Source organism: Nostoc cycadae WK-1 (genome assembly GCF_002897135.1).
Taxonomy (GTDB): domain Bacteria; phylum Cyanobacteriota; class Cyanobacteriia; order Cyanobacteriales; family Nostocaceae; genus Nostoc_B.
In genome coordinates, this window is sequence record NZ_DF978447.1 from 14,522 (window position 1) to 37,863 (window position 23,342).

At 41.1% G+C, this 23,342-nt stretch carries 21 protein-coding genes and 2 pseudogenes; 6 read left to right on the forward strand and 17 right to left on the reverse strand.

The window, feature by feature from the left end; all coding sequences use genetic code 11:
• Nucleotides 1-200: 200 nt before the first annotated feature.
• The 3 genes from NCWK1_RS26730 to NCWK1_RS26740 all read right to left on the reverse strand — a co-directional run bounded on the left by NCWK1_RS26730 (nucleotide 201) and on the right by NCWK1_RS26740 (nucleotide 2,781).
• Nucleotides 201-674, reverse strand: coding sequence for an ABA4-like family protein (locus NCWK1_RS26730; protein WP_103126792.1), 474 nt, complete (start codon nucleotides 672-674; stop codon nucleotides 201-203).
• Nucleotides 675-786: 112 nt separating this feature from the next.
• Nucleotides 787-1,827, reverse strand: coding sequence for a cobalamin biosynthesis protein CobW (cobW, locus tag NCWK1_RS26735; RefSeq protein WP_096579326.1), 1,041 nt, complete (start codon nucleotides 1,825-1,827; stop codon nucleotides 787-789).
• Between the two features lie 237 nt (nucleotides 1,828-2,064).
• Nucleotides 2,065-2,781: a biliverdin-producing heme oxygenase gene (locus NCWK1_RS26740; protein ID WP_103126793.1), complete on the reverse strand. Its 717-nt coding sequence runs from the start codon at nucleotides 2,779-2,781 to the stop codon at nucleotides 2,065-2,067.
• Between the two features lie 440 nt (nucleotides 2,782-3,221).
• Between NCWK1_RS26740 and glmM the strand changes: the two genes are divergently transcribed.
• Nucleotides 3,222-4,694 (forward strand): phosphoglucosamine mutase, encoded by a 1,473-nt coding sequence (gene glmM, locus NCWK1_RS26745; RefSeq protein WP_103126794.1) that lies wholly within the window; start codon nucleotides 3,222-3,224, stop codon nucleotides 4,692-4,694.
• Nucleotides 4,695-4,743: 49 nt separating this feature from the next.
• Here the strand turns inward: glmM and NCWK1_RS26750 are convergent.
• A pseudogene (locus tag NCWK1_RS26750) lies at nucleotides 4,744-5,166 on the reverse strand (manganese catalase family protein); the annotation flags it as partial.
• A 645-nt stretch (nucleotides 5,167-5,811) separates the two neighbouring features.
• Here NCWK1_RS26750 and NCWK1_RS26755 point away from each other — a divergent pair.
• Nucleotides 5,812-7,056, forward strand: a complete 1,245-nt coding sequence (locus NCWK1_RS26755) for a tetratricopeptide repeat protein (protein WP_103126795.1) — start codon at nucleotides 5,812-5,814, stop codon at nucleotides 7,054-7,056.
• A gap of 9 nt (nucleotides 7,057-7,065) precedes the next feature.
• Here the strand turns inward: NCWK1_RS26755 and NCWK1_RS26760 are convergent.
• Nucleotides 7,066-8,450, reverse strand: a pseudogene (locus NCWK1_RS26760) (IS4 family transposase).
• A gap of 41 nt (nucleotides 8,451-8,491) precedes the next feature.
• On the opposite strand from NCWK1_RS26760, the gene NCWK1_RS26770 reads away from it, so the two are divergent.
• Nucleotides 8,492-10,861, forward strand: a complete 2,370-nt coding sequence (locus NCWK1_RS26770; RefSeq protein ID WP_245895000.1) for a CHAT domain-containing protein — start codon at nucleotides 8,492-8,494, stop codon at nucleotides 10,859-10,861.
• A 209-nt stretch (nucleotides 10,862-11,070) separates the two neighbouring features.
• Here NCWK1_RS26770 and NCWK1_RS26775 read toward each other — a convergent pair whose 3' ends face one another.
• The 7 genes from NCWK1_RS26775 to NCWK1_RS26805 form a co-directional block, all read right to left on the reverse strand.
• Nucleotides 11,071-11,412, reverse strand: a complete 342-nt coding sequence (locus tag NCWK1_RS26775; protein ID WP_103126797.1) for a cupin domain-containing protein — start codon at nucleotides 11,410-11,412, stop codon at nucleotides 11,071-11,073.
• Between the two features lie 15 nt (nucleotides 11,413-11,427).
• Nucleotides 11,428-12,597 carry a zinc-dependent alcohol dehydrogenase gene (locus NCWK1_RS26780; RefSeq protein ID WP_103126798.1) on the reverse strand — a complete coding sequence of 390 codons (1,170 nt, stop codon included), beginning with the start codon at nucleotides 12,595-12,597 and terminating at the stop codon, nucleotides 11,428-11,430.
• 158 nt (nucleotides 12,598-12,755) lie between these two features.
• The gene (locus tag NCWK1_RS26785; protein ID WP_103126799.1) at nucleotides 12,756-13,133 is read right to left on the reverse strand and encodes a hypothetical protein; all 378 of its coding nucleotides are present in this window, start codon (nucleotides 13,131-13,133) and stop codon (nucleotides 12,756-12,758) included.
• A 57-nt stretch (nucleotides 13,134-13,190) separates the two neighbouring features.
• Complete coding sequence (locus NCWK1_RS26790) at nucleotides 13,191-14,360, reverse strand: zinc-dependent alcohol dehydrogenase (RefSeq protein ID WP_103126800.1); 1,170 nt, start codon at nucleotides 14,358-14,360, stop codon at nucleotides 13,191-13,193.
• A 67-nt stretch (nucleotides 14,361-14,427) separates the two neighbouring features.
• On the reverse strand, nucleotides 14,428-15,123 hold the full coding sequence (locus NCWK1_RS26795) for an SRPBCC family protein (protein WP_103126801.1): 696 nt from the start codon (nucleotides 15,121-15,123) through the stop codon (nucleotides 14,428-14,430).
• 276 nt (nucleotides 15,124-15,399) lie between these two features.
• On the reverse strand, nucleotides 15,400-16,497 hold the full coding sequence (locus NCWK1_RS26800) for a DJ-1/PfpI/YhbO family deglycase/protease (protein ID WP_103126802.1): 1,098 nt from the start codon (nucleotides 16,495-16,497) through the stop codon (nucleotides 15,400-15,402).
• A 54-nt stretch (nucleotides 16,498-16,551) separates the two neighbouring features.
• On the reverse strand, nucleotides 16,552-16,953 hold the full coding sequence (locus NCWK1_RS26805) for a DUF2267 domain-containing protein (protein ID WP_103126803.1): 402 nt from the start codon (nucleotides 16,951-16,953) through the stop codon (nucleotides 16,552-16,554).
• A gap of 338 nt (nucleotides 16,954-17,291) precedes the next feature.
• Between NCWK1_RS26805 and NCWK1_RS26810 the strand changes: the two genes are divergently transcribed.
• Nucleotides 17,292-17,678, forward strand: a complete 387-nt coding sequence (locus tag NCWK1_RS26810; protein ID WP_103126804.1) for a DUF6335 family protein — start codon at nucleotides 17,292-17,294, stop codon at nucleotides 17,676-17,678.
• 134 nt (nucleotides 17,679-17,812) lie between these two features.
• Nucleotides 17,813-18,997 carry a class I SAM-dependent methyltransferase gene (locus NCWK1_RS26815; protein WP_103126805.1) on the forward strand — a complete coding sequence of 395 codons (1,185 nt, stop codon included), beginning with the start codon at nucleotides 17,813-17,815 and terminating at the stop codon, nucleotides 18,995-18,997.
• Between the two features lie 103 nt (nucleotides 18,998-19,100).
• Here the strand turns inward: NCWK1_RS26815 and NCWK1_RS26820 are convergent, their stop codons facing one another.
• The 3 genes from NCWK1_RS26820 to NCWK1_RS26830 form a co-directional block, all read right to left on the reverse strand.
• Nucleotides 19,101-20,027 (reverse strand): polysaccharide deacetylase family protein, encoded by a 927-nt coding sequence (locus NCWK1_RS26820; RefSeq protein WP_103126806.1) that lies wholly within the window; start codon nucleotides 20,025-20,027, stop codon nucleotides 19,101-19,103.
• A gap of 124 nt (nucleotides 20,028-20,151) precedes the next feature.
• The gene (gene tsaB / locus NCWK1_RS26825) at nucleotides 20,152-20,802 is read right to left on the reverse strand and encodes a tRNA (adenosine(37)-N6)-threonylcarbamoyltransferase complex dimerization subunit type 1 TsaB (RefSeq protein WP_103126807.1); all 651 of its coding nucleotides are present in this window, start codon (nucleotides 20,800-20,802) and stop codon (nucleotides 20,152-20,154) included.
• A 122-nt stretch (nucleotides 20,803-20,924) separates the two neighbouring features.
• Entirely contained in the window at nucleotides 20,925-21,173 is a 249-nt protein-coding gene (locus tag NCWK1_RS26830) for a Ycf34 family protein (protein ID WP_015114906.1), read from the reverse strand.
• An 86-nt stretch (nucleotides 21,174-21,259) separates the two neighbouring features.
• On the opposite strand from NCWK1_RS26830, the gene NCWK1_RS26835 reads away from it, so the two are divergent.
• Nucleotides 21,260-22,522 (forward strand): tRNA nucleotidyltransferase/poly(A) polymerase-related protein, encoded by a 1,263-nt coding sequence (locus tag NCWK1_RS26835; RefSeq protein ID WP_103126808.1) that lies wholly within the window; start codon nucleotides 21,260-21,262, stop codon nucleotides 22,520-22,522.
• A 28-nt stretch (nucleotides 22,523-22,550) separates the two neighbouring features.
• On the opposite strand, the gene NCWK1_RS26840 is transcribed toward NCWK1_RS26835, so the two are convergent.
• Both NCWK1_RS26840 and NCWK1_RS26845 read right to left on the reverse strand, forming a co-directional pair.
• A complete protein-coding gene (locus NCWK1_RS26840; protein ID WP_096579296.1) occupies nucleotides 22,551-22,829 on the reverse strand; it encodes a hypothetical protein in 279 nt (92 codons plus the stop codon).
• A gap of 2 nt (nucleotides 22,830-22,831) precedes the next feature.
• Nucleotides 22,832-23,335, reverse strand: coding sequence for a VOC family protein (locus tag NCWK1_RS26845; protein WP_096579294.1), 504 nt, complete (start codon nucleotides 23,333-23,335; stop codon nucleotides 22,832-22,834).
• Nucleotides 23,336-23,342: the final 7 nt, after the last annotated feature.

The window sequence follows — 23,342 nt, forward strand, 5'->3', positions numbered from 1 at the left end:
AAGAGTAATATCAGGTTAACTATATAGCAATCCTGAATCATGCGTGAGAAAATATGGAACTTATAAACGTAGTTTTAAATATCCATAATAATTTAATTTTGAAGCTAATAATTATATACGTTGCATAATATAGCAATCCTATTTGATTGCCATGATCAATTAATGGTGGAATCAGATTCACCATTAATTGTAATTACGAATTATCTTGATACAGCTTGTTCTGGTGATGTAGCTGCTTCACTAGCTGGAAAGTTGGGAGAAATTGCTTTGGTAATCCAGTAAGTTAGGATGTGAGAAAGCACTCCCATTGGCCCAGCAAACAAACAAAGAATTAGAGAATGAATTGTCCAAACTCCGGTTTTTTGACCTTCCCAATAGATAAATCTGCCAACAAATAAATCCATTACTAAAAAATGAATCCAACCTGTTGCGGCGGCTGTTTCATCGGCAAAAAATCGAGCAATATCCACTAGTTGGGGATTAGATAAAGCTTGGGCATTTTCTGGAGTAATGCTGGTAATAAATAAATACAAATATGCTCCAGCTAAGGGCAAAAATGGAATGTATGATTCCATAATTCGCCGTGTGACTTTCCAGTTGGGGAGGAGAATAATCAACGCCCAAAAAGGTAAAACGAATAGATTGGCAATATCAAATAATTGCGAGATTGTCATAAAAGGTATAGCAGTTTATAGGTTATAGGTTACAGGTTACAGGTTATAGGTTTGATAATTTACCGATGTCCTAAAAACCTTGGTTTACTATCAATAGCAAAAGTAGAATAACCTACAAAGCTACAAGTTGGGATTCTATTTCTGTGGAGTTCAAATCACGACCGATAAACACTAAGCGGGTTTGTCTGGCTTCTGTTGTTTGCCAAGGACGGTCATAAAATTTATCAAAGCGGTTTCCTACGCCTTGCATAACTAGGCGCATGGGTTTATTAGGAACGGCGACAAAACCTTTAATGCGGTAGATTTCTTGTTGGTTGACTAAATTTTGCAACTGTTGTTGGAGTTTTTCTGGGTCAAAGGCGCGGTCTAAAATGACGTGTGTTGAGGTGATTTCGTCGTCGTGGTCGTGGTCTTCTTCGCTGTCGTGATGACTGGGACGACTATCTAAATTATCTTCGACGGCAGCTTGCAATCCTAATAATACAGATGGATCGATTTGACCGCGATCGCTCTCTACCATTTTTACTACTCTGGGCAATTCTTGTTTGACTAATTCCTCTACTTGGGTTTTAGTCGCTGCATCTACCAAATCGGTTTTACTTAAAACTACCAAGTCTGCACAGGCGAGTTGGTCTTCAAATAATTCCTGCAAGGGTGTCTCATGTTCTAGGCTATCATCTGCTTGGCGTTGGGCAGCGATCGCTTCTAAATCGCTGGCAAATGTGCCTGCGGCGACAGCTGCACAATCTACTACTGTAATTACGGCATCTACAGTGGCTGCGTTGCGAATTTCTTGCCAACGAAAGGCTTTAACTAGGGGTTTAGGCAAAGCTAACCCAGATGTTTCAATCACAATACAGTCGATGCTGTCGCGCCGTTTAATTAACTCTTGCATTGTGGGATAAAATTCTTCCTGCACAGTGCAGCACAAACAGCCGTTGGTTAACTCAAAAATATTATTCTCGTTCTCTTCATCTTCAGGGCAAATTTGACAAGACTTCAATAATTCGCCATCAATACCCAATTCGCCAAATTCGTTGACTAATACGGCGATGCGACGACCTTGGTTATTTTGTAACAGATGGCGAATTAGGCTGGTTTTACCGCTACCTAAGAAGCCTGTAATGACAGTGACTGGAATTTTTGTAGCCATTTTAAGAAGTGTGAAGTCTGAAGTATGAAGTATATAGTGTTTTTTGTTCCAGTGGTCTTGTTGAGGTGAGAGGTTAGGGGCTAGAGGTTAGAGTTTCCCCAAACTGTTTACTGCAATAATTTTATACTTCACCCTTGATACTTAAGTGGGGCAACTTCCTTGCGATCGCCTTACTCTTAAGTAAGATGACCCCAGGGAAATTGCCCCTAGAAGTAACTAAATTTAGTTTACAAAAATTTACTCGGCTGTAGCTAGTTCGGTACTACCGCGTGTCCGGCGACGGGTGAGGCTGTTGTATAACATCATACCGATCGCTTTAATTAAGTTGCCTTCTAATTCTTGGAACATCTTCATGTTCATGCCAAAGGCTGCGTTAGCTTCTTCAACGATGCGATCGCCTGTAGCATCATCAATGGGTAGTTCGTCTACTGTTTGACGATAATTGGCTTTAAATGCCTTTTCATCAGGAATGTCGGCAAATTCATAGAAGGCTGTTCCTTGACCTTCATTCAAATTCATCGCTGTTACAGCAATGTTCTTGAGAATTTGTCCCCCGGATAAATCACCTAAATAACGGGTGTAAGAATGAGCAATTAATAATTCTGGTTCTGTCGCAGAAATTTCGCGGATGCGTTGCACATAAGCTTCACCCGCTGGCGATAGTTTGATTTGCTCACGCCAGTTAGTACCATAATAAAAGCTGAGGTCTTGTTCTAGGGTACGCTTGCGGTGCAGTTGGGGAAAATTAATTTGGGAAACAATTGGGTGCTGGCGGTGCTTTTCCATCTCCTCTTCCATTGCCGAGTAGACGAAGTAAAAGTTAGCCACTAGCTTACGGTAGGAAGTCTTCTCTACAACTCCTTTTAAAAAGCACTTGACAAAACCTACATTTTCTGCCATCGTGTGGGCTTTTTTTGTGCCGACACGCAATTTGCTGGCTAAATTGCTGCTCATACTAAAATTTCTCACCTTTAAAAGGATATACCGAGGTTCCGATTTACGAACGGCTAAGAAAGGTCATTAAAAAGTTACATTAGAACTATTTGATGAGAATTTATATTAAAATTTTTTAAGCAGTCAGAGTGTATACTTTTGTAAATCTGTATTGGACTCCGAGAAACTAACTAATTCACTCATCGCCAAGGGTAAAATTTATGGCTAAGGTGATGATTAGTAGAGTTTCTGTATAAAAACTTTACAAACCTCAGAACAATTTTAGAGAGATTCACTTAATTCAGTCTATTGGTAATAGATTCTTTAAAAGAAAAACGAGTATATATTACAGATAAAAGTGCTGAGTCAAAAGACTTGCAGTTTATCAAAGCTACTTGAATTGTTTGAATTAAAGAGTAAAGTAATATTTTCTGGTGTTATGGTGTGGGGTGTTTAATATTATGGTTTCATCAATAACTAGAACTCAAGGCAATATTCGAGGTCTTTCTGTCACAGAATCTCATAGTTGTGAAACAGGACTGGAAGAGAATTTGGCATTTAGTTTGATATCACTACCAGCAACTCCTTTATTTGGGACAGATGGGATTCGCGGGAAAGTAGGAGAATTACTGAATGCGCCTTTAGCTTTACAAATAGGTTTTTGGACAGGTGTAGTTTTACGGAACCATGCAGGTGAAACACGTCCAGTAATTCTGGGGCAAGATTCGCGTAATTCTAGCGATATGTTAGCAATGGCGTTGAGTGCTGGGTTAACAGCAGCCGGGATTGAAGTATGGTATTTAGGCTTATGTCCTACTCCTTGCGTTGCTTATCTTACCAGTATGAGTGATGCGATCGGCGGCGTGATGATTTCTGCCAGTCACAACCCACCAGAAGACAACGGTATTAAAGTTTTTGGTGCCGATGGCGCGAAGTTACCACAAGCATTACAGGCAGAAATTGAAGCCGGATTACGCGGTAAGTTAGCAGTTGCAGGTGGGATGAATAATTGCGGCAGACATTATTCCCGTCCGCAGTTAGTGAATGAATACAGCCAAGCATTGAAACAGCCCTTGCAAAATGGTGGAAATCTGCAAGGGATGAAAATAGTTTTAGATTTAGCTTGGGGTGCAGCTGTTGGGTTAGCACCCCAAGTATTGATGGAAATGGGTGCAGAAGTCATCTGCTTACATAATGCCGCAGATGGCGATCGCATTAATGTTGAGTGTGGTTCTACCCACCTGGATATTCTGCAAGCCGCAGTTAAAGAACATCATGCTGATATAGGCTTTGCTTTTGATGGCGATGCTGATCGCGTTTTAGCAGTCGATAATACTGGTAGACAAATAAATGGCGACTATATCCTTTACCTGTGGGGTCGTTATCTGCAACAACAGCAACAGCTACCAGATAACTTGATAGTTTCCACCGTCATGGCCAACTTAGGGTTTGAACGCGCTTGGCAACAACAAGGTGGTAAATTGATTCGTACCGCCGTTGGTGATCAATATGTGCAAGCAGAAATGCTGCGAACAGGGGGAATGCTAGGCGGCGAACAATCTGGTCATATTTTGTGTAGACATTATGGCTTTACTGGTGATGGGTTATTAACAGCGTTGCATATTGCCAACTTAGTCAAACAATCTGGTGTTTCTTTAAGCGAATTAGTAGACCAAAGTTTCCAGACTTATCCTCAATTATTAAAGAATGTCAGAGTTGTAGATCGCGATCGCCGTTTAGGGTGGAAAGATTGTCAACCTGTTCAAGATGCGATCGCCCTAGCCGAAGCCGCAATGGGTGATAGTGGTAGAATCTTAGTCCGCGCCTCTGGTACAGAACCAGTAATTAGAGTCATGGTTGAAGCCGCTGATGCCGAACTCGCCCAACATTGGACAAATGAATTAGTCGCCAAAGTCCAACAACACTTGGCTTAACAAGTCATAGAGGTTGGGTCAACGCAAAACCCAACCTACAAAATTTTTCCTAACTTTTAATCACTGTCTTATCAACAACAGAACCGCCACTAGCACCATTACCTTGTATGGCTTGAGTTTTGGGCGTACCGTGCAATGTTGGGTCTGGTTGTGGTGGTTGTGGTTCAGGGCCTAGAGGTTGAGGGTTAGCAACATATTGGAATTCTCCCTTACCATCTATTGACTTACCTTTTGCCCAACGACCTTCAGAACTTTCCGTACCTTCAGAATGATTCCAGAATTGATAAGCAAACTCGCGTTTCTCTAATTCCAATGGGAAGGAACTAGGTACTGGAGTTGTTTCGAGTCCTGAAGATTCTAAATCTTCAATTGCTGCTAACCACAAATTTTGGTGCATAGTGTCACGAGCAATCATAAAACTCAAGGTATCTCTTACACCAGGGTCGTTTGACATCTCGTACATTCGTACTGCTTATCTACATCAGCCTGTAGTTTGAGAAAAAAACAGAGAAATTACCGATAATTTAAGACTACAGATGAACACAAATGACGATATATATATTATCCAAAAAAATAGCTAATAAATTTAATATTTAAAGTCAAGCAAGCTCAACAACAATTACTAATAAACACCACTATTAGCACAATTATTTCAGTAATTAACTAATAAAATGACTGAATTATGTAATGCTGAAAAGATAAAATTTATCAGCAATCATATCTACTTTCTGATTGATTGATAGTGATGTTGCCGTAATGCCGTAGTTAGAGGTTATTAGAAAAGTGACTAGCTGCGGTTAGGATACATCAACAAGTTTTCAACCCTGTCCAACTTAATTTGGTACTTACAGGCATACGATCGCATCAACAAATGAACCCCGTAAGCTCTTCAATTAGATAAATCTTAAAATAAGAATAAATTTCCTTAATAGCTCTAATATAAGCTAATTTTGGACAAAATTAGCCCTGGATAGTTTATTTATTTGCGTATTTAATCTCGATTGCGTTTGATATCAAGCACGGTATGACTTGCCGTGTAAATATTGCTGTCACTGAAATTACACAATAAATGTATCAGGATATGAAATAGTAAAAATTAGAAAAAACAAGAAAATTTATGCACAAGCTAAACAAAAGCTACATTTTGCTATCGTATCCTTTAGGATTAGTCATATTACTCTTATCTTTATCCTCAAAAACGCTCAAAGCTGCTCCCAAACCGATACCTAGCCAGTTAAACGTACCTACTCAACCGCAAAAGCAATCCAACACCCCAGATACCAACCGTGCTGCGGCTGAAAAAGCAGAAGCCGAAGCCAAAAAGTTAAACTTAAAAACTACACCCATTACTCAAGTCATTGCTAAATGGGAAGAAGCCTTAAAATATTGGCGTTTAGCAAGCGATCGCAAAAAAGAATCTGCAATTCTTGATCGAATTGCTAAATTATACTGGTTTCGTGGTGAATATCGTAAGGCCTTGGAATATGCTCAAAAAGCACTACCTATTTGTCAAGTTTTAGGCGATCGCAAATGTCAAGGAGCAGTAGCTACTTCACTTAGCCTCATATACGATAGATTAGGTGAATATCAAAAGGCGATCGCTTTTTATGAGCAAGTTCCATTATTTTATTCTGAAACTCCAAACTTACGACCTACTACTTTAAATAACATTGCCCAAATTTACGATAAATTAGGCGAAAAACAGAAAGCTATTGATGCTTACGAACAAGCTTTTGATTTTTGGAAAAAACAAGGTGATGTAGTCAATCAAGCTGCAACACTTGAACAAATTGCATTTCTTTATGCCAGTTTAGGTGAAATCAATAAAAGCTTTGAAATACTTAATCAAGCTAATAGTCTTGACCCGGAATTTAAAAGAGATAGAATGGTTTCTAATTTAGTTTACCTTCTGGTAGCAAACTCCATTTGTACAGATAAATTAGCTACATTGAAAAAACCTCCTGAAGTTAAGCAACCAAAAACTGCGTCGAATCCATCAGCAAATTCTAATCGTGACGCAGTTGTCAAAAATCAAATTGAAGGCTGGAACAAAAATGTAGAACAGTGGCACACCCTAGAAATTCTTGGTGGAGAAGCAGATTTTTTAGAACTCATTGGAGGTTTGGGCTATAGACAAATTGGGGAATATGCAAAAGCCTTGGACGTTTATCAAAAAGCACTAAATCTCAGGCAAATAATGGGTGGTAAACCCGCACAAGCAAAAACACTTACCGAGGTTGCTCAGATTTTAAATAAACAAGGTAAAAAGCAAGAAGCAATTGATCATCTCAATCAAGCATTAAACATTCAACGCCAAATTAAAACTCGTCCAGCCCAAGCAGATACTTTATTAACTCTCTGACTTTTCCCGTTAAGTCTCTTTTGCAAGCTGCCAACCTTCACAAAGGTCGTGTAATTTTAACCAACCTCGCCACAGCACCTGAATACCAATGGGTGTTTTACTTCGATGTTCTAAGTAGCCGCCAAGACGGGCAATGACTTCAACAGCCCAGCTAACTGTTAATACTTTGGGAAGTTTGGGGGACTTAGCTTTTAAAATCTTAAGTTCAAGGGGGTTAAGAATCTCAATGGCAGGAGAGTCAGGTTGAGTGCGGTGTAGATAAGTTAGTTGCAACAGTTCTACCGCAATCACGCTCAAGAAACCAATGAGAACTTTCATCCCATCAGCAGCAAGTCTGTATTTTTCTACCTGACATCCAGACTTGAAAATTTTATGGTATTCTTCCACACGCCAACGATACGTATACCAACGTAAAATTGTAGAAGCCATCTGAATATCTGCAATAACTTCTGTTGTTAACAACATCCATTCCACAGGTGTTTCGCTTTCGGGACAATCAATTTCTGTGGCATAAACAGCATACACAGATAGCGGGTTACGGTTATCAAAACGATAAGGAGTACGTAGATTGACCGGACAAAATCGTATAGCTAGTTTGGTTTGACGAGCAGTACGCTGGCTCGTGGATGGTAATTCAATTTTCTGTTCAAAACTAATAGGTTGAGCTTCTAACTTCGACCACAGACGTTCGCTTTCGGAATCTAAACTACGGTTATGAGCCGCACGAACTATGATTCCAGTGTGTTGGAGTTGGCGAAGTTGATCAAAAACTTTTGTAATATCACCTTCGCGGTCGAAAACATGAATCACTTGTGTGTGCTGGCTTACAAGCTTTTCTACAGTGGTTAGAGCTTCTACCCACTTATAAGATTCTTTCTGTTCAAAAGGGCGGTTTCGGGCTTCTTTACGTGCTGCTGCTTGCCTTTTTTTCTTCTGTGTCGGTGTTTCATCTTTCGGTGGCTTGTGTTTCGGCTCACGATTCCAAAGTTTTTGCCATAACAGACCTATGGATTGACCTTTCTGAGGCTCTATCGCTAAGGCACTGTGTAATATTAAACCATTACCCCCTTTACCAATTGGGCCGTAACCTTCTTTTTTCACCTCAATACTGCCATAATCTAGAAAAGTTGTGTCTCCAACACACAGCACTATGTCGCGTTCTGCAACATTTTCTGCCGTCATCTGACAGTGCGGCTCAATCACGCTGGAAAATTGCACTTTTGGGTTGGCAAAAACTCATAGGCTCTCTTGAGTACCGTTCCATTGCTGAAGATTTCTGACAGTGCTTTCCCAAATCCAAGGCTTAGAGCATACCCAATTGACATTGCGCGCTCATTCAATCGGCGATCTCCCAGAGATATGGTTGCAAAATTCTTCTCCCACCAGTCCAGCATTGCTTGTTACCTTTAGTACCCGATGACAATTAATTTACCGTATATGCTGTGCTGTTCTTCAAGCCCTTTACCAGCAAGCCTTTCAAGACTTAACGGGAAAAGTCAGATTAACTCTCGGTGATGTTTACTCGTCTTTAGGGGCATATCCTGAAAGTTTAAAAGCTTATGAACAAGCATTATCTCTCCGGAGAGAAAGTGGCGATCGCACAAAAGAAGCTGATACTCTCAAGAATATTGGAAATATTGAGCGCAAGTTGCAACATTATCCACAGGCTCTGAATTATTATCAGCAAGCCTTGTCTATATCCCAAACAACAGGAGACTGTTACAATGAAGCTTTAATATTAAAAGAAATTAGTAGCACTTACCTCAATTCAGGAAATTATCAACAAGCAATCAATTCTGGACATCAAGCTATAGCTTTATCTCATAATTTAGAAGTTGTTGAGTTTAAGTTAGCAATAGAAGCAGGAACATCTGATCTTCTTGCTCAAGTTGAGCTTAAACAGAAGAATTATTCTCAGGCTCTAAAAGACTCTCAAAAAGCTAAAAATTTGGCACAAAAATCTGGCTATAAGGAAATAGAAGCGAGAGCTTATACTTCAACTGCTGAAGCTTATAACGGTCTCAAACAAACCCAAAAATCTATACAAGTTTATCAAAAACAACTTACTCTATATACTCAAATGGGCTTAATTGCCGAACAAGCCCAAAGTCTCTACAATATCGCCAAACTGCAACGCCAAAACAAACAACTCTCAGCAGCCCTTACCGAAATAGATAAAGCTATAAAAATTATCGAAAATATCCGCAAAGAAGTCGATAGTGAAGATTTACGAACATCCTTTTTTGCCACTGTACAAGATTATTATCAACTTAAAATCAATATTTTGATGGAATTGCATAAACAAGACCCATCAAAAGGATACGACGGACAAGCCTTGCAAACCAGCGAAAGCTCTCGCGCTAGGGTTTTAGTAGAACTATTAACCCAAGCCAACATTAACATCCGCAAAAATATTAGCCCTGAGTTAGCAGATGAAGAACGACGTTTGCAATGGCTACGGGAAGCCAGAGAAAAAAGGTTATCAGAAATAGCAAGTCAATCCCAACCTTCAGCAGAACTTATCGCCGCCACTAAACAAGAAATTGAAGACATAATCAAACAACAGCAAGAACTAACAGCTAAAATTCGTGCAACTAACCCAGAATACGCTGCATTGAATTATCCGCAACCTCTCACCTTGTCGCAAATTCAGCAACAACTTGATTCAAATACTGTAATGTTGCAATATTCCTTGGGTAAAGAACACAGCTATCTTTGGGCAATAACACCAAATTCTCTTGATAGCTATGAATTACCGCCACAAGCACAAATAGAAAAAGCCGCCAACGATTTTCGTCAAAGTTTAGTCAGAGTAACAGCTTCCTCTAAACAACAAGCTACCGCAGCAAAACAACTGAGTCAAATTATCCTTGCTCCAGTCGCAAGCAAATTAGCAAACAAACGTTTGGTAATTGTCGCCGATGGTACTTTACAAAATATTCCATTTGCAGCGTTAACTGAACCAACTGCTCAAGAATCATATCAACCACTGCTAATCAACCACGAAATCGTCAATCTTCCTTCCGCCTCAACTATCGCCATCCTCAGACAAGAAACGCAACAACGTCCAAAAGCACCAAAAGCTATTGCCATTCTCGCAGATCCCGTATTTAGTGCAGATGATTCACGGGTGACAGGGAAACCAGAGAACAATTCCATCACTCCTGATTTAGATCTTCAGCGTTCTGCACTCTCCCGATCAGCCCGAAATCTCAACCGCAACGGTTGGGATAGATTAACAGGAACTCGTGAAGAAGCTCAAGCAATACTCAAACTTGGTTCAGCAAAAGATAGCCTAGCCGCATTTGATTTTGATGCAAACTATAACTGGGTAAAAAACCCCCAACTAAGCCAATATCGTGTAATTCACCTGGCAACTCACGGTTTTGCTGATGACGCTAACCCAGAGTTATCAGGCATTGTACTTTCTTTAGTAGACAAGCAAGGTAAACCCGAAAGAGGATATTTGCGGTTAAATGATATCTTCAACCTGAATTTTCCGGCTGATTTAATTGTGTTGAGTGCTTGTGAAACCGGACAGGGAAAAGAAATTCAGGGAGAAGGGCTGGTAGGCTTGACAAGAGGATTGATGTATGCAGGCTCACCGCGAATTGTCGTGTCTTTATGGAATGTAGATGACGAGGGAACGAAGGAATTGATGACCCAATTTTATCGCCAAATGTGGCAGGAAGGGAAATCACCTGTTGCTGCCCTCCGCGCCGCGCAATTAAGTTTGTGGCAAAATCCTAATTGGCGTAAACCTTTGTATTGGGCGGCTTTTACTCTGCAAGGCGAATGGCGCTAATACCGTTTCACTTTAATTTTGATACAAATAGACCGCAGAGGTGGAGGGAGCAGGAGGAAAGAATGGAAAACCGATGAATTTGTATCATTTTTTTCGTGAAATGGTAGAAGTAATGCACGCAAAGGTATTAGGAGATAAAAAAGTGCGTTTAGTTTTCACTAACGCACTTTATAAACTATGGGCATCGAAGTTAGGTGAACTATGAAAGCTTAATTTTCATCGCGTCCGTGAACTTGTGCAGGTGGACTGGTTGCTTCTACAGCGGTGAATGGTTCGAGGATTTTGTAGGTGTGGTGTGAACCTTTGGGGACAACCCAAGAACTACCAGGTTCTAACAAAACCATTTGCCCTTCGATATGCAATTCTGCACGACCATTAATTACATAACCAACCGTTTCATAGTCTCGTGCAGTTGGTTGTTTATCTTTTCCTTGTTGTTCATTTTCCCAAAGGCGCATCGATAAAGATTTGCCAGAAGCCAGATATTTTTGACCATCTTGACCTTTGGGTGAATGCCTAGCATCTACTTTTTTAACGCTTGTGTCAGTCATATTTAATTACCTACCTTACGGTTTGAGAACGACTTTGATACAGTTATCTTTTTTCTCTTTAAAAATTTGGTAGCCGTGGGGTGCTTGGTTTAAAGGTAGTTTGTGAGTGATGACAAATGAAGGGTCAAGATCACCGTTTTCAATATGATTGAGTAAGGGTTTTAAGTATCTATGAACGTGGGTTTGTCCCATTTTGAAGGTGAGACCTTTGTTCATTGCCGAACCCATCGGAATTTTATCGAGGAAGCCACCATATACTCCGGCAATTGAGACATGACCGCCTTTTCCCGCCGAGAGAATTACTTGGCGTAATGCTGTTGGACGGTCTGTTTCTAGACGAACTGCTTGTTTTACTTTGTCGTAGATAGCCATTGCATCTGTACCGTGTGCTTCCATGCCGACAGCATCAATACAAGCATCGGGGCCACGACCGCCTGTCATTTCTTTGAGTGCTTCTCCGACATCTACCTCTTCATAGTTGAGGATTTCGGCTTTGCCTTGTTCTTTGGCCATTTGCAGGCGTTCGGGAATGCGGTCTATGGCAATGACTCTTTCTGCACCAAGGAGAAAAGCACTTTTAATGGCAAATTGTCCCACTGGGCCGCAACCCCAAATAGCCACGACATCACCGGGTTTGATGTTGCAGTTTTCTGCTGCCATGTAACCAGTTGGAAAGATGTCAGTTAAAAATAGAACTTGCTCGTCTGTCAGATGGTCGGGAATTTTGAATAAGCCAACATCAGCAAAAGGTACGCGTGCATACTCAGCTTGTCCGCCAGCGTAACCACCAAATAAATGAGAGTAGCCAAATAAGCCTGCTGGTGAGTGACCCATTTGCAGTTCTACCATCCAAGCATTTGGGTTGGAGTTATCACAAAGTGACCATAAATCGCGCTGACAGAAAAAACAGTTACCACAGGATATTGTGAAGGGAACTACGACGCGATCGCCTATTTTTACATTCTTAACTTCACTGCCTAATTCTACAACTTCCCCCATGAATTCATGCCCCAGGATATCACCTTTTTGCATGGTGGGAATGAAGCCATTATAAATATGCAGATCTGAGCCGCAAATTGCTGTAGAAGTAATTTTAATAATGGCATCACGCGGGTTAATAATTTTGGGATCAGGAACTGTTTCTACCCGCACTTCGTTTGCTCCGTGCCAGCAAACTGCTTTCATAATTTTTAGTCCTTTGTCATTTGTCCTTTGTTATTTGTATATACAAATAACAAAATAGCTAGTAATACATAAAATAGTGCGTTAGGCGCTTTGGTTATCTTTTTGGTGATAGATTATATCCAGCACCTAACACACTCTACAAGGCTAGACTCTCCAGTTTATCTACTAGAAGGAGTTCTGTAATAGCCTTCTTTGGTTTTTTTTGTAAAATCAGCTGATTCGTCAACTCTATTTTTCGTATCGTTAAAAAACTCTTTTGTAGCTCTAGGAGTATCTTCATCTAAGTTGAGTTTTTCGCGGATATTATCAGCAGTACCCTTCAGTTTAGATTGAGAATTTTTTACTTGTCTATCGTTTTGAATGCCGTTGTTTTGATTGTATTGACCTTCGGGTGCGCCTTTGTAATAAATACCTTCGGGAGTTGTCACATCAGCTTGTGCTACGTTCACAAGGCTAAAAGCTTGTCCTAGTAAGAACATAAATCCTACTAAGAAAACAACCATAATTTTGCGTAAGCTAGAAATAACTTGCTTCATAAATAACCTCATTTGCTTTATTTATTTGTGTGTACAACTGAACGGCTATCAGCCAATTCATGGTTTGAGGACGACTTTGACACAGTTATCTTTTTTCTGTTGAAAAATGTGATAACCGCGAGCCGCTTCTGTTAGTGGTAGTTGATGAGTTACCACAAAAGAAGGATCGAGTTTACCGTCCAAGATTTGCTGGAGTAACAAGTGCATATATTTTTGTCCGTGCATTTGTCCCATTCTGAAGGTTAAACCTTTGTTAAAAGCTGCACCCAAGGGTATTTTGTCTACAAATCCACCATAAACACCCATAATTGCCAGAGTGCCGCCTTTACGACAGGCCACCATCATTTCTCTTAATACGTGGGGACGGTCAGTTTCTAATCTGAGCTTTTGTTTTGTCTGGTCGTAGAAGTCTTCTAAACCAACACCGTGCGCTTCTAAACCGACTGCATCAATACAAGCATCAGGGCCGCGTCCGCCAGTCATTTCTTTTAATGCTTCACCAGTATTAACTTCTTCGTAGTTAATTACTTCCGCTTTGGCATATTTTTTTGCCATTTCTAAGCGTTCCGGGAAGCGGTCGATCGCAATTACTTTTTCTGCACCCATCATATAGGCGCTAATCATGGCGAACATTCCCACTGCACCACTTCCCCAAACTGCTACCGTATCCCCTGGCTGAATATCACAGAGTTCTGCACCCATATAACCAGTAGGAATAGCGTCGGAAATAAATAATAGTTTTTCGTCAGGTATATCTGAAGGAACCTTGACAACACCCACATCAGCAAATGGTACGCGGATATATTCAGCTTGTGCGCCTGCATAGCCACCTAAGAGGTGAGAGTAGCCATAAATTGCTGAGGTGACATTGCCAAATAATTTTTCTTCTAACCAACTGTTAGGGTTGGAGTTATCGCACAGCGACCACATATCACGCTGGCAATAAGCACAGTTACCACAACCAATTGTCGAGGGAACAACGACGCGATCGCCTATTTTTAAATTATTAACTCCCCTACCAACTTCAACTACTTCCCCCATAAATTCGTGACCAATAATGTCACCTTTTTGGACTGTCGGGATATAGCCGCCATATATATGTAAATCCGAACCACAGATAGCTGTAGATGTAATTTTAATAATCGCATCACGGGGATTAAGAATCGTCGGGTCTGGTACTGATTCCACCCGAACTTCATTAGCACCTTGCCAACAGACTGCTTTCATAAATATTAGTCCATAGTCATTAGTCAATAGTCATTGGTAGCTCTCTCCCTCTGCCCTCCTGCCTCTTCTACCTACTTCCTGTTGGCTGTCCTTCTGTAGTGGCGATTTCTCCGGCTTCCATGAGCATTTTGAAGCGGCGCAAGTCGTCACCAATTTGTTGTTCTGGTTCTTCGCCGAAAAGTTTGGCGAGAGCCGCACTTAATCCGCCGCCGGGGATGTTGTATTCTAAAACTACTTTGACTTCTGTACCGCGATCGCCTGGGGCTTTTTTAAATCTGACAAAGCCAGAATTCTCTATCTCTGCGCCTTCTACCGAAGCCCAAGAAATAAACTCGTTTTCTCTATCTTCCAGAATCTCTGCATCCCATGCGACGTTGTTACCCAAGGGCGCACTCGCAATCCAATGAGAACGTTTTGCATCGTACACCTTCACTGATTGCAGATGCTTCATAAAAGTGGGTAACTGCTCAAAGTTGTGCCAAAAACGGTAAAGTTCATCGGCTGGTTTATTAATAGTTACCGTCTTTTCAACTTTGATTGGTTTATTAATGCCAATAGCATCCTGTGCTTGCTGAATTGTGCTTTGCTTAGTTAAACCTTGGTAAACTAAACCACCGCCAGCCAGTGCAGTTAACACACCTTTTAAAGAGCGTTGGCTTAAACCTGTGAGTACCATAGCCCCACCACCAATGAGAGAAGCCCAGCGTTCCATCTCATTAGCTTCTGTGGGATTTTTAGTTGTGCGATCGCCTGTAGAAGTCATACAATTTTATACTTTAGATTTTGCGGAAAGTTGAGCCAGTGCGTTGGGGAGACAGCGCCGTGGGCGGGTTTCCCGACTTGAGGCGACTGTCGTCGGCTTTGCCGACTTGTAGCAACTGGCGTTGCGTGCGGAGAGAACTTGCGTGCGCGGGTTCCCCCCGTTGAGCAAACTTTTCAAGACGGATTTTGGATTCGTAATTCGTAATTAGATTCTCTACATTTATTAATTACGAATTACGTTAGCGAAGCGGTAGCGACGCAGGAGCGTCACTACGAATTACATAGAAGCAGCCGCACCTGTCGTGGGTTTAGGAGATTGCACTCCCGCACTTTGCAGCGTCCGATATAGCTCTACTAAGCGTTGTTCGTCCTTCACCAAATCGCGGTAAATTTCTTTAAAAATCGCCGTTGCTACTGGGTCAGTAAACATGGCGGACAAGTTACCAATGTCACCGATACCTGTTTGCAAATCGCCTAAAGCGCAACGCATTTGATAAATATCATCACTACCAGACATGGCAGTTTTGACCTTTGCATATTGATTAGCAATATTCGCTGCTAAAGAAGGTTTTTCACCTAATCTGTTGAGGTAAGTTTCTAATAGTTCAATGTGGCGTTGTTTCTTGGCCATCATTTCTTGAAAAATAACTTTTGCTTGAGTATTAGACTCTTTTTCGTAATACTTTTCTAAAGCTTCTAGAGAGTAACGTTCACCACTCAAAGCAGTATTCAACCCTTTAGCAATTTCACCTTTTGTGGAACCACCCCAAGCATCAGCAATTTTCCACCATTCAGCATTAGTGTCTGTCTCTTCTGGAAGTGCTACATCTTTACCGCCATAACCCAAACCACTGAGAATAGCTGTGGTAAAAATAGCTAAGTCTCCAGGTTCGCGGGAAGTAATTAAATTACCATCAACTACAAGTGCTTCATCTTGATAATTTGCACCTGCATTGATCATGTCGCGGCGGATAGCCACAAAACCAGTGGCGCGCCTGTCCCTGAGCAAATCACCTTCAATTAATAATTGTGGCCCGTGACAAACTGCGGCGACGAGTTTTCCTTGCTGCATAGCTTCTTGCACAAAGCTCACTGTATTGGGGTTGCGCCGCATTTTATCAGGAGCCATACCCCCCGGAATCACAACTGCATCAAATTCTGAAGCGATCGCTTCTGTGGTTGTACCATCAGGTTGAACGGAAACTCTACCGCGTTTACCTTTGTATTTTTCATTCATCCGTGAACCGAGGACAACTACATCCATCCCCGCTTGTTTCAACCCATTACAAGGAATAGTAAATTCTGCATCTTCGACATCATTTTCAATCAGAATTGCAACTTTTTTCTTCCCAGAATGATTGTTTTGATATGACATGGATTTACCTATTGTGATTAATGTGGTGGATTTTTTACAATTAACAACGCTGAATTAAGCAGTTACTTCGCTAGTTGGTGGTGCAGCAAAAAGTTCTTCGTAATCGTGAGTAAAATGGGCTTGAAACCTAGAAAAAGTTTCTGGTTTCATGGCATTTTGCAACACAGCAAAAACTGCTCGGACATGAATTGCTGTAGTGGTGGGAGCTATATTTTCTTTTTGACTAACACGGTGAATAAACTCTTGGAGATTAAAGGTTTGGCTGTTAGCTGGTGTTTGGTCTTGTAAATAATGACTTAATTCTTGTGGAAGTTGTGCAGCTAAATCTTGAATGTCACTGTCTGCAATACGTTCTTTGATAGTTGCTAATGTCGCACGAGTTGCAACTTCCGCCTCCTCAAGAGAAGTGGATTGAGATAGGCTTTGGACATGGGTAATAAACTCTTGATATTCCACTTTCGACCTCCGCTGAAGAAAACTCAATACTTGTATGGGTATGAGAAGTTTCAGTAATAAAAATATAAATAATGATTTCTTACCCAAAAAAAGTTATGAGTTAAAAAGTAAGAATTGGGGGATTTTGTTGTGTGAGTTGATAACTTCTAACTCATAACTAACAGATTCAACTACAAGTGGCTTGACCTTGAATTTACACTTACAAGATTAGGCTGTAAAAACTACCTTAACTTCGTTCTAAGGGGATAGATTTTTTTATTTCTAAAGTTGTACATCTGAAGTGAGACAAATTTTGCCAACAAAAACGTTATTGTAAAAATGCAGAAAAGGAAAATATTATGGCAGAAAAAAATCATCATCCTGAAATTAATTCTGAAGATTTACCGCAAGAAATTACTGAATCTTACGGCACTGGAGTGAAAGACTTGCCAGGATACAATATTGGTGAGCGATCGCTAGATCCAAATAGCCCAGAGTATCCCGATAGTCCTGAAGTGACAACTAATGACAGTTATACCTATTGGCAAGATACCGTAGGTGACGAAGCTGTTGGTGGTACCGTCGCTATCCCTGAACAAGATGTCACCGAAGAAATAGAAGCAGCAGTCGGCTTAGAAATGGACGATCGCGCTTTCCTTCGTACAAACGACATTCTCGAACAACGCGATGATCGCCGCTGGGAACTAGATCCAAAATCCTCTGAAGACTACCAAGAACGGGAATAATAACTCCGCGCCTCTACCCTGCGGGAACGCCTTACGGCAAATGCGTTTACCTCCGCGCCCCTCTGCGTTCAAAAACTCTTACCACAAATGTCCAGCATTTCGATAAACTCAGAAATGCTGCGATGTTGTTGATCATGTCAGATTCCCAAAGCGTTAGTGCTGCTGTTGCCAAACTCTACAATACTTATCCCTTTCCTCCAGAACCCCTGCTAGATGAACCACCCCCAGGCTATAACTGGCGCTGGAATTGGTTAGCAGCTTATAACTTCTGCACAGGTCAAAGACCCCAAAAGCAAAATATTCGCATTTTAGATGCTGGCTGCGGTACTGGTGTAGGTACAGAATACTTGGTTCACCTCAACCCCCAAGCTTCTGTGGTTGGTATTGATTTGAGTGCGGGTGCTTTGGCTGTGGCGCAAGAACGTTGTCAGCGTTCTGGTGCAAACCGCGTTGAGTTTCATCACCTCAGCATCTACGATGTGGAACAGTTACCAGGTGAATTTGATTTTATTAATTGCGTTGGGGTATTGCATCACCTCCCCGACCCAATTCGGGGTATTCAAGCTTTAGCCAAAAAATTAGCCCCAGGTGGTTTCATGCACATATTTGTGTATGGTGAGTTGGGACGTTGGGAAATTCAACTCATGCAAAAAGCGATCGCCCTTCTCCAAGGTGAACAACGCGGTGACTACCGTGATGGTGTGCAAGTCGGACGCAAAATATTTTCCTCTTTACCAGAAAACAATAGAATTGTCAAATACGAAAAACAACGCTGGGCAATGGAAAATCAGCGAGATGAATGCTTCGCGGATATGTATGTTCATCCCCAAGAAGTTGATTACAACGTCGAGACATTATTTGAATTAATTGATGCGTCTGGTTTAGAATTTATTGGCTTCTCAAATCCTGGTTTTTGGCAGTTAGATAGACTTTTGGGTAAAGCACCAGAATTAATAGAACGAGCAGAAAATCTCAATCAGCGTCAGTTATATCGTTTAATAGAATTACTCGATCCAGAAGTTACCCATTACGAATTTTTTCTTGGTCGTCCCCCTATCATCAAAACTGACTGGTCAAATGATGACACTCTTTTAGCCGCAATTCCCGAATTAAACCCTTGTATTGATGGCTTTCCGAGTCAATGTATTTTTAATTACGACTACCAAATAGTCAATTTGTCAATAGCAGAATTTGAATTTATGCAAGCTTGTGATGGACAGGCGACAGTAGGAGAAATTTTGGCAAATGTGGAGTTTGGGCTAGATGGGGTGAGAAACTTGATTAAACAACAGTTAGTGATGTTGACACCTAATTTTTGATCATCATTCTAGACATCGCCTTAAATTAAACACAGAGTATCGCCGAGTATTCTTTGCGTACCTCTGCGTTATCCTCCATATTCCTTTGCGTTTAACCCCCACCTCATTGATTATGTAATTGATGATTGGGATGTTCATCTTTAGTAACTATAGATGATTCTGCCGTCACCACATCTTTAGCTTGAGTTTGCATTGCCAGTAATTCGGGTATGGTGACAAACTTATACCCTCTGGCTGTTAAATCTGCAATAATTTGCGGTAATGCTTTAACAGTTCGAGAACGATTACCGCCGCCATCGTGCATCAATACAATTCCACCAGGTTTGACACTTTTTTCGACATTTTTAATTAGGGTTGTAGCCACTCCCCGACGTTGGGAATCTCCTGATTCATCTGACCACATCATGATCGCATACTTTTGACTTTTGGCGTAATCAACTAAACCATTGTGTAAAAAGCCTCCGGGGGGACGAAATAGTGTAGTTTTTACCCCTGTAAGTTTATAGATGATATCTGCTGTACGATTAATTTCACTAGCAGCTGTAGCTACATCCATCCGCCGATACCAATGATGCCATGTGTGGTTTCCCAACACATGACCTTCATCTGCAATTTGTTTGACAATTTGCGGATGAAAGCTAACCATTTCCCCCACTAGGAAAAACGTAGCTTTGATATGATTTTTCTTTAAAATTTCTAGTACTTGTGTTGTATTTTTTGGGCCGGGGCCGTCATCGAATGTCAGCGCAATAACTTTATCTTTTATTGGTAGTTTTGCTTCATAAATAGTTTGTCCTTGAAATTCTTTTGGTATAGCTTCTTTCTTTGTATTTAAAGCAATATCTTGGGCTTTTACTGATGTTGACCCATTCAAGCCATTGGATGATTTCTTACCTATTAATTGTGAAAATAATAAAGGATTGTTAAGATAGTCCTTGTTCAGAAATCCTGCCAAACTTAAGCTACCAGCAGTAGCAACTAGTGTAATTGTTGCTGCTGTTAAAAATTGGAATGCTTTCTTGCTAAACACATTAATACTCCTCAATTAATATTGATTAAGTGCATTTCTATTTATAATGTTTTAGTTATATCTTACAAATTTTGCATGGTGATGACAGCAGTATAACTATAATGTGGAGAAATGCTGCTAAGTTTTACATTTCTACTGGATGTTGTCCATAATAAGGTACAGCTTCTGACCAATCGGGTCGTTTTCCTTGTCGCCATTCTAGAGAAGAAAGTTCCAAAATACTGGTTACAGTTGCGGCTAACCCAGATTGTGCTTGAATTAGCTGATACTCAGTATGACAATTAGCTAAAGTTTCTTGCCAAGCTTCTGGTGTGAGCAATGTATCAGGAAATAAAGCTGTGATTTCAGAAGTAGCTGCATTAACTTGATAAATAGCACCAAACACTTTACCTCTTTGTGCTGGCATTTCTGTAGCAATTAATTTTTCGTAATCATTTTTGTGTGACCAAGCTACTGCCGCTAAAGTAGAAATAGCAAACACAGGGATATTTAATTGTTGTCCTAAAGTGCGGGCGAGGACTACACCAATACGAGTTCCTGTAAAACCACCTGGACCTTTTGCAACGGAAATAAATGCCAAATCTGACCAAGTTTGGGGTTGGAGAAAATCAATTAAATATTGATGCACATAACTGGATAAATCACGCCCTAAATTCCAAACATTTGCGCGCGTTTCATCAGCAAAGTTACTAATAGCCAAGCCTAATTCTGGCGTAGTGGTGTGCAGTGATAAAGCATATTTTTGGGCGGGTAGAGTTGTTAATTCCGTTGTCAAAGTGAGTAATTATATAAATTTTTCTAGAGTTGGCGTGATATTTATTCAAGCATAAAATCATAAAAATATACGACTACTGCAATAGATAGCAGTAGCCGCTGGAAATTTACCTATCATAGCCATCACGTCGGTACTAGTTCACCTGGACGCAATTTCGACCATTTTCCTGTTTCTTGCTTAAAGCTAAGACAACCAACAACGTCCCATTCCATTTCAATGAAATCTTCTTTGGTGCGGATGTTGACATTGATAGAAGGTTCATTGGGGTCAAAAGTTGGGTTCTCTGTTAAATGAGGCTGTTGGTGTTGGGTTTCTACGGCATGATAGGTTACACAACGGTCTACGTAGTGGCAGTTTACGCAAATACACATAATATAACCACCTCCAGGAAGCTTTATTGCTAATCTAACGTAAGCAAAGGTTTTGTTCACTAGTTGCGGGGTTGATTTTTATTACAATGCACAATTCTGTTTCTGCTATTCTCGCGCCGTCAAATTGGCCTTTTAGCTTGGAATGGTTGCCACAACCAGCTTATATGGTGGGTGGTGCGGTGCGTGATGCTATCTTGGGCAGAACTCGTGAATATTGGGATCTTGACTTTGTGATACCATCGGATGCGGTGAAGGTAGCAAGAGCGATCGCTAAACATTATCAAGCTGGTTTTGTCTTACTGGACGCAGAACGCAAAATTGCCCGTGTGGTATTTCCTCAAGCTACGGCTGACTTTGCCCAACAAGAAGGCAATAGTATAGAGACTGACTTGCATAGACGGGATTTTACAATTAATGCGATCGCCTATAATCCCCATACCCAAGAAATCATCGACCCATTACAAGGTTGTGCTGACTTACAGCAAGGTCTGTTGCGTATGATATCACCAGCCAACCTCAAAGATGACCCTTTGCGGTTAATGCGAGCCTATCGCCAAGCTGCCCAACTGAGTTTTAAGATTGAACCAACTACTCAAGCGACAATTTGCGCTTTAGCATCCAGCATTACCACAGTCGCCGCAGAACGAGTCCGGACAGAAATTGGCTATCTTCTAGCTAGTCCCCAAGGTACACCTTGGTTAGCCAACGCCGGAAAAGATGGTTTACTGACAGATTTATTTAAAAATGCGACAGGCGAAAGCTTTGAAAAACTCGCCGCCGTTGATACAGCCGCAGCCATCCTTGCACCGCAATTTGGTACAGAACTACAACAATATGTGCGCGATACTGTCAAAACAACTTGGTTAGGTATTGCTAAACTCGCTTGTCTTGTACATCCTCATCCCGAAGTTGCAGAAATAGAACTACAAGAACTCACCTATAGCCGGGCGGAAATTCGCGCCGTTATGACTGCGCTGAAATTATTCCCGCAGTTAAAATCTAGTAACAAATCCATCCGAGAACAATATCTTTTGTTCCTAGAAGCAGGTAATGTATTTCCTACTATTGTCTTATTAGCTGTAGCACAAGATACTTTGGTAGAGGCGATTTCCGGCGACAAATCTTTGTTGGTTTACTCACCTTTGGTCAGCCGCTACCTTAACCCTGATGATCTGGTCGCTCATCCCACTCAACTAGTAAGTGGTAAGGATCTCATGGTAACATTAAAGATTCCAGCGTCGCCAGTTGTCGGTGAGCTACTGACAGAGATTGCGATCGCTCAAGCTGAGGGTAAAATTGCTACAGCCGAAGCTGCTATTGAGTTTGCACGGCAGATATTAGAAAATTAGACCTTGCGGAATCAGATGTATCAAATTATCAAGATGATGGTGGAATCAAACTGGTAATTTTGGTGACACTATCCCAAACTATCCAGGCGCAGGAACTATCCACATCACCTGCATTATTGGTAACTTTAAAATAGATTTTTTCTGCTCCTTTGGGTTCAATGGCAAAATCAGCATTTTGAGCATAAACAACTTTGAAACCTCGGTCACGCAAGCAATACATAGCCCAAGCTTTGAGTGATTGTTTGTATGGTTCGTGGGGAATGGGTGGTTTAGTAAGTGCGGCTTCGATAACTTCAAATATCTGCATTGCTATAGAGAAAAGAAAGGGAAAGGAGAAATTAGGTTTAGAGAACTACTCAGCACTTTATTTTCAGGTTGAGGATCGCAACGGATTTCAATCATAAATCCATCGGGGTCATAAAAGTACACACCTTTACCTGTAGGACGAGTAACAGGGCCATGAGCGATCGCTACTTTATTCTCTGCCAAAACAGCCAGCGCTGTCTCAAAAAATCGCGGATCTATATCAAAAGCTAGATGATAGGCTCTTGTAAAACTCTGTTCTGGGTCTGGATGGGGTGGATTGAGATCAGGTGTCCAAAATAAGTCTAAAATTACGCCGTCGGGAGTCACAAAGTTGGCAACTTTCCCCTCAGCGACAAGTTCCACTAAAGTTGCTGGTACTTGCTTACCTGTCAATTCATGCAGGCCTAAAACACTACCGTAAAAGTGACGCGAAGCCTGCATATCTTTAACGTTGAGAGCAATGTGATGCACTTTTCGCAAATGTCCAGGAGCAAGGATACTTTTCATACAGCAG

Bases quoted from the DNA above. Each gene is read 5' to 3' on its own strand.
- glmM (WP_103126794.1), top strand. From the start codon at position 3,222: ATGGTTTCATCAATAACTAGAACTCAAGGCAATATTCGAGGTCTTTCT.
- NCWK1_RS26830 (WP_015114906.1), bottom strand. From the start codon at position 21,173: ATGTGTATTTGCGTAAACTGCCACTACGTAGACCGTTGTGTAACCTAT.
- NCWK1_RS26835 (WP_103126808.1), top strand. From the start codon at position 21,260: ATGCACAATTCTGTTTCTGCTATTCTCGCGCCGTCAAATTGGCCTTTT.
- NCWK1_RS26800 (WP_103126802.1), bottom strand. From the start codon at position 16,497: ATGTCATATCAAAACAATCATTCTGGGAAGAAAAAAGTTGCAATTCTG.
- NCWK1_RS26845 (WP_096579294.1), bottom strand. From the start codon at position 23,335: ATGAAAAGTATCCTTGCTCCTGGACATTTGCGAAAAGTGCATCACATT.
- NCWK1_RS26795 (WP_103126801.1), bottom strand. From the start codon at position 15,123: ATGACTTCTACAGGCGATCGCACAACTAAAAATCCCACAGAAGCTAAT.
- NCWK1_RS26775 (WP_103126797.1), bottom strand. From the start codon at position 11,412: ATGACTGACACAAGCGTTAAAAAAGTAGATGCTAGGCATTCACCCAAA.
- NCWK1_RS26780 (WP_103126798.1), bottom strand. From the start codon at position 12,597: ATGAAAGCAGTTTGCTGGCACGGAGCAAACGAAGTGCGGGTAGAAACA.
- NCWK1_RS26740 (WP_103126793.1), bottom strand. From the start codon at position 2,781: ATGAGCAGCAATTTAGCCAGCAAATTGCGTGTCGGCACAAAAAAAGCC.
- NCWK1_RS26730 (WP_103126792.1), bottom strand. From the start codon at position 674: ATGACAATCTCGCAATTATTTGATATTGCCAATCTATTCGTTTTACCT.
- NCWK1_RS26815 (WP_103126805.1), top strand. From the start codon at position 17,813: ATGTCAGATTCCCAAAGCGTTAGTGCTGCTGTTGCCAAACTCTACAAT.
- cobW (WP_096579326.1), bottom strand. From the start codon at position 1,827: ATGGCTACAAAAATTCCAGTCACTGTCATTACAGGCTTCTTAGGTAGC.
- NCWK1_RS26785 (WP_103126799.1), bottom strand. From the start codon at position 13,133: ATGAAGCAAGTTATTTCTAGCTTACGCAAAATTATGGTTGTTTTCTTA.
- NCWK1_RS26810 (WP_103126804.1), top strand. From the start codon at position 17,292: ATGGCAGAAAAAAATCATCATCCTGAAATTAATTCTGAAGATTTACCG.
- NCWK1_RS26790 (WP_103126800.1), bottom strand. From the start codon at position 14,360: ATGAAAGCAGTCTGTTGGCAAGGTGCTAATGAAGTTCGGGTGGAATCA.
- NCWK1_RS26840 (WP_096579296.1), bottom strand. From the start codon at position 22,829: ATGCAGATATTTGAAGTTATCGAAGCCGCACTTACTAAACCACCCATT.
- NCWK1_RS26755 (WP_103126795.1), top strand. From the start codon at position 5,812: ATGCACAAGCTAAACAAAAGCTACATTTTGCTATCGTATCCTTTAGGA.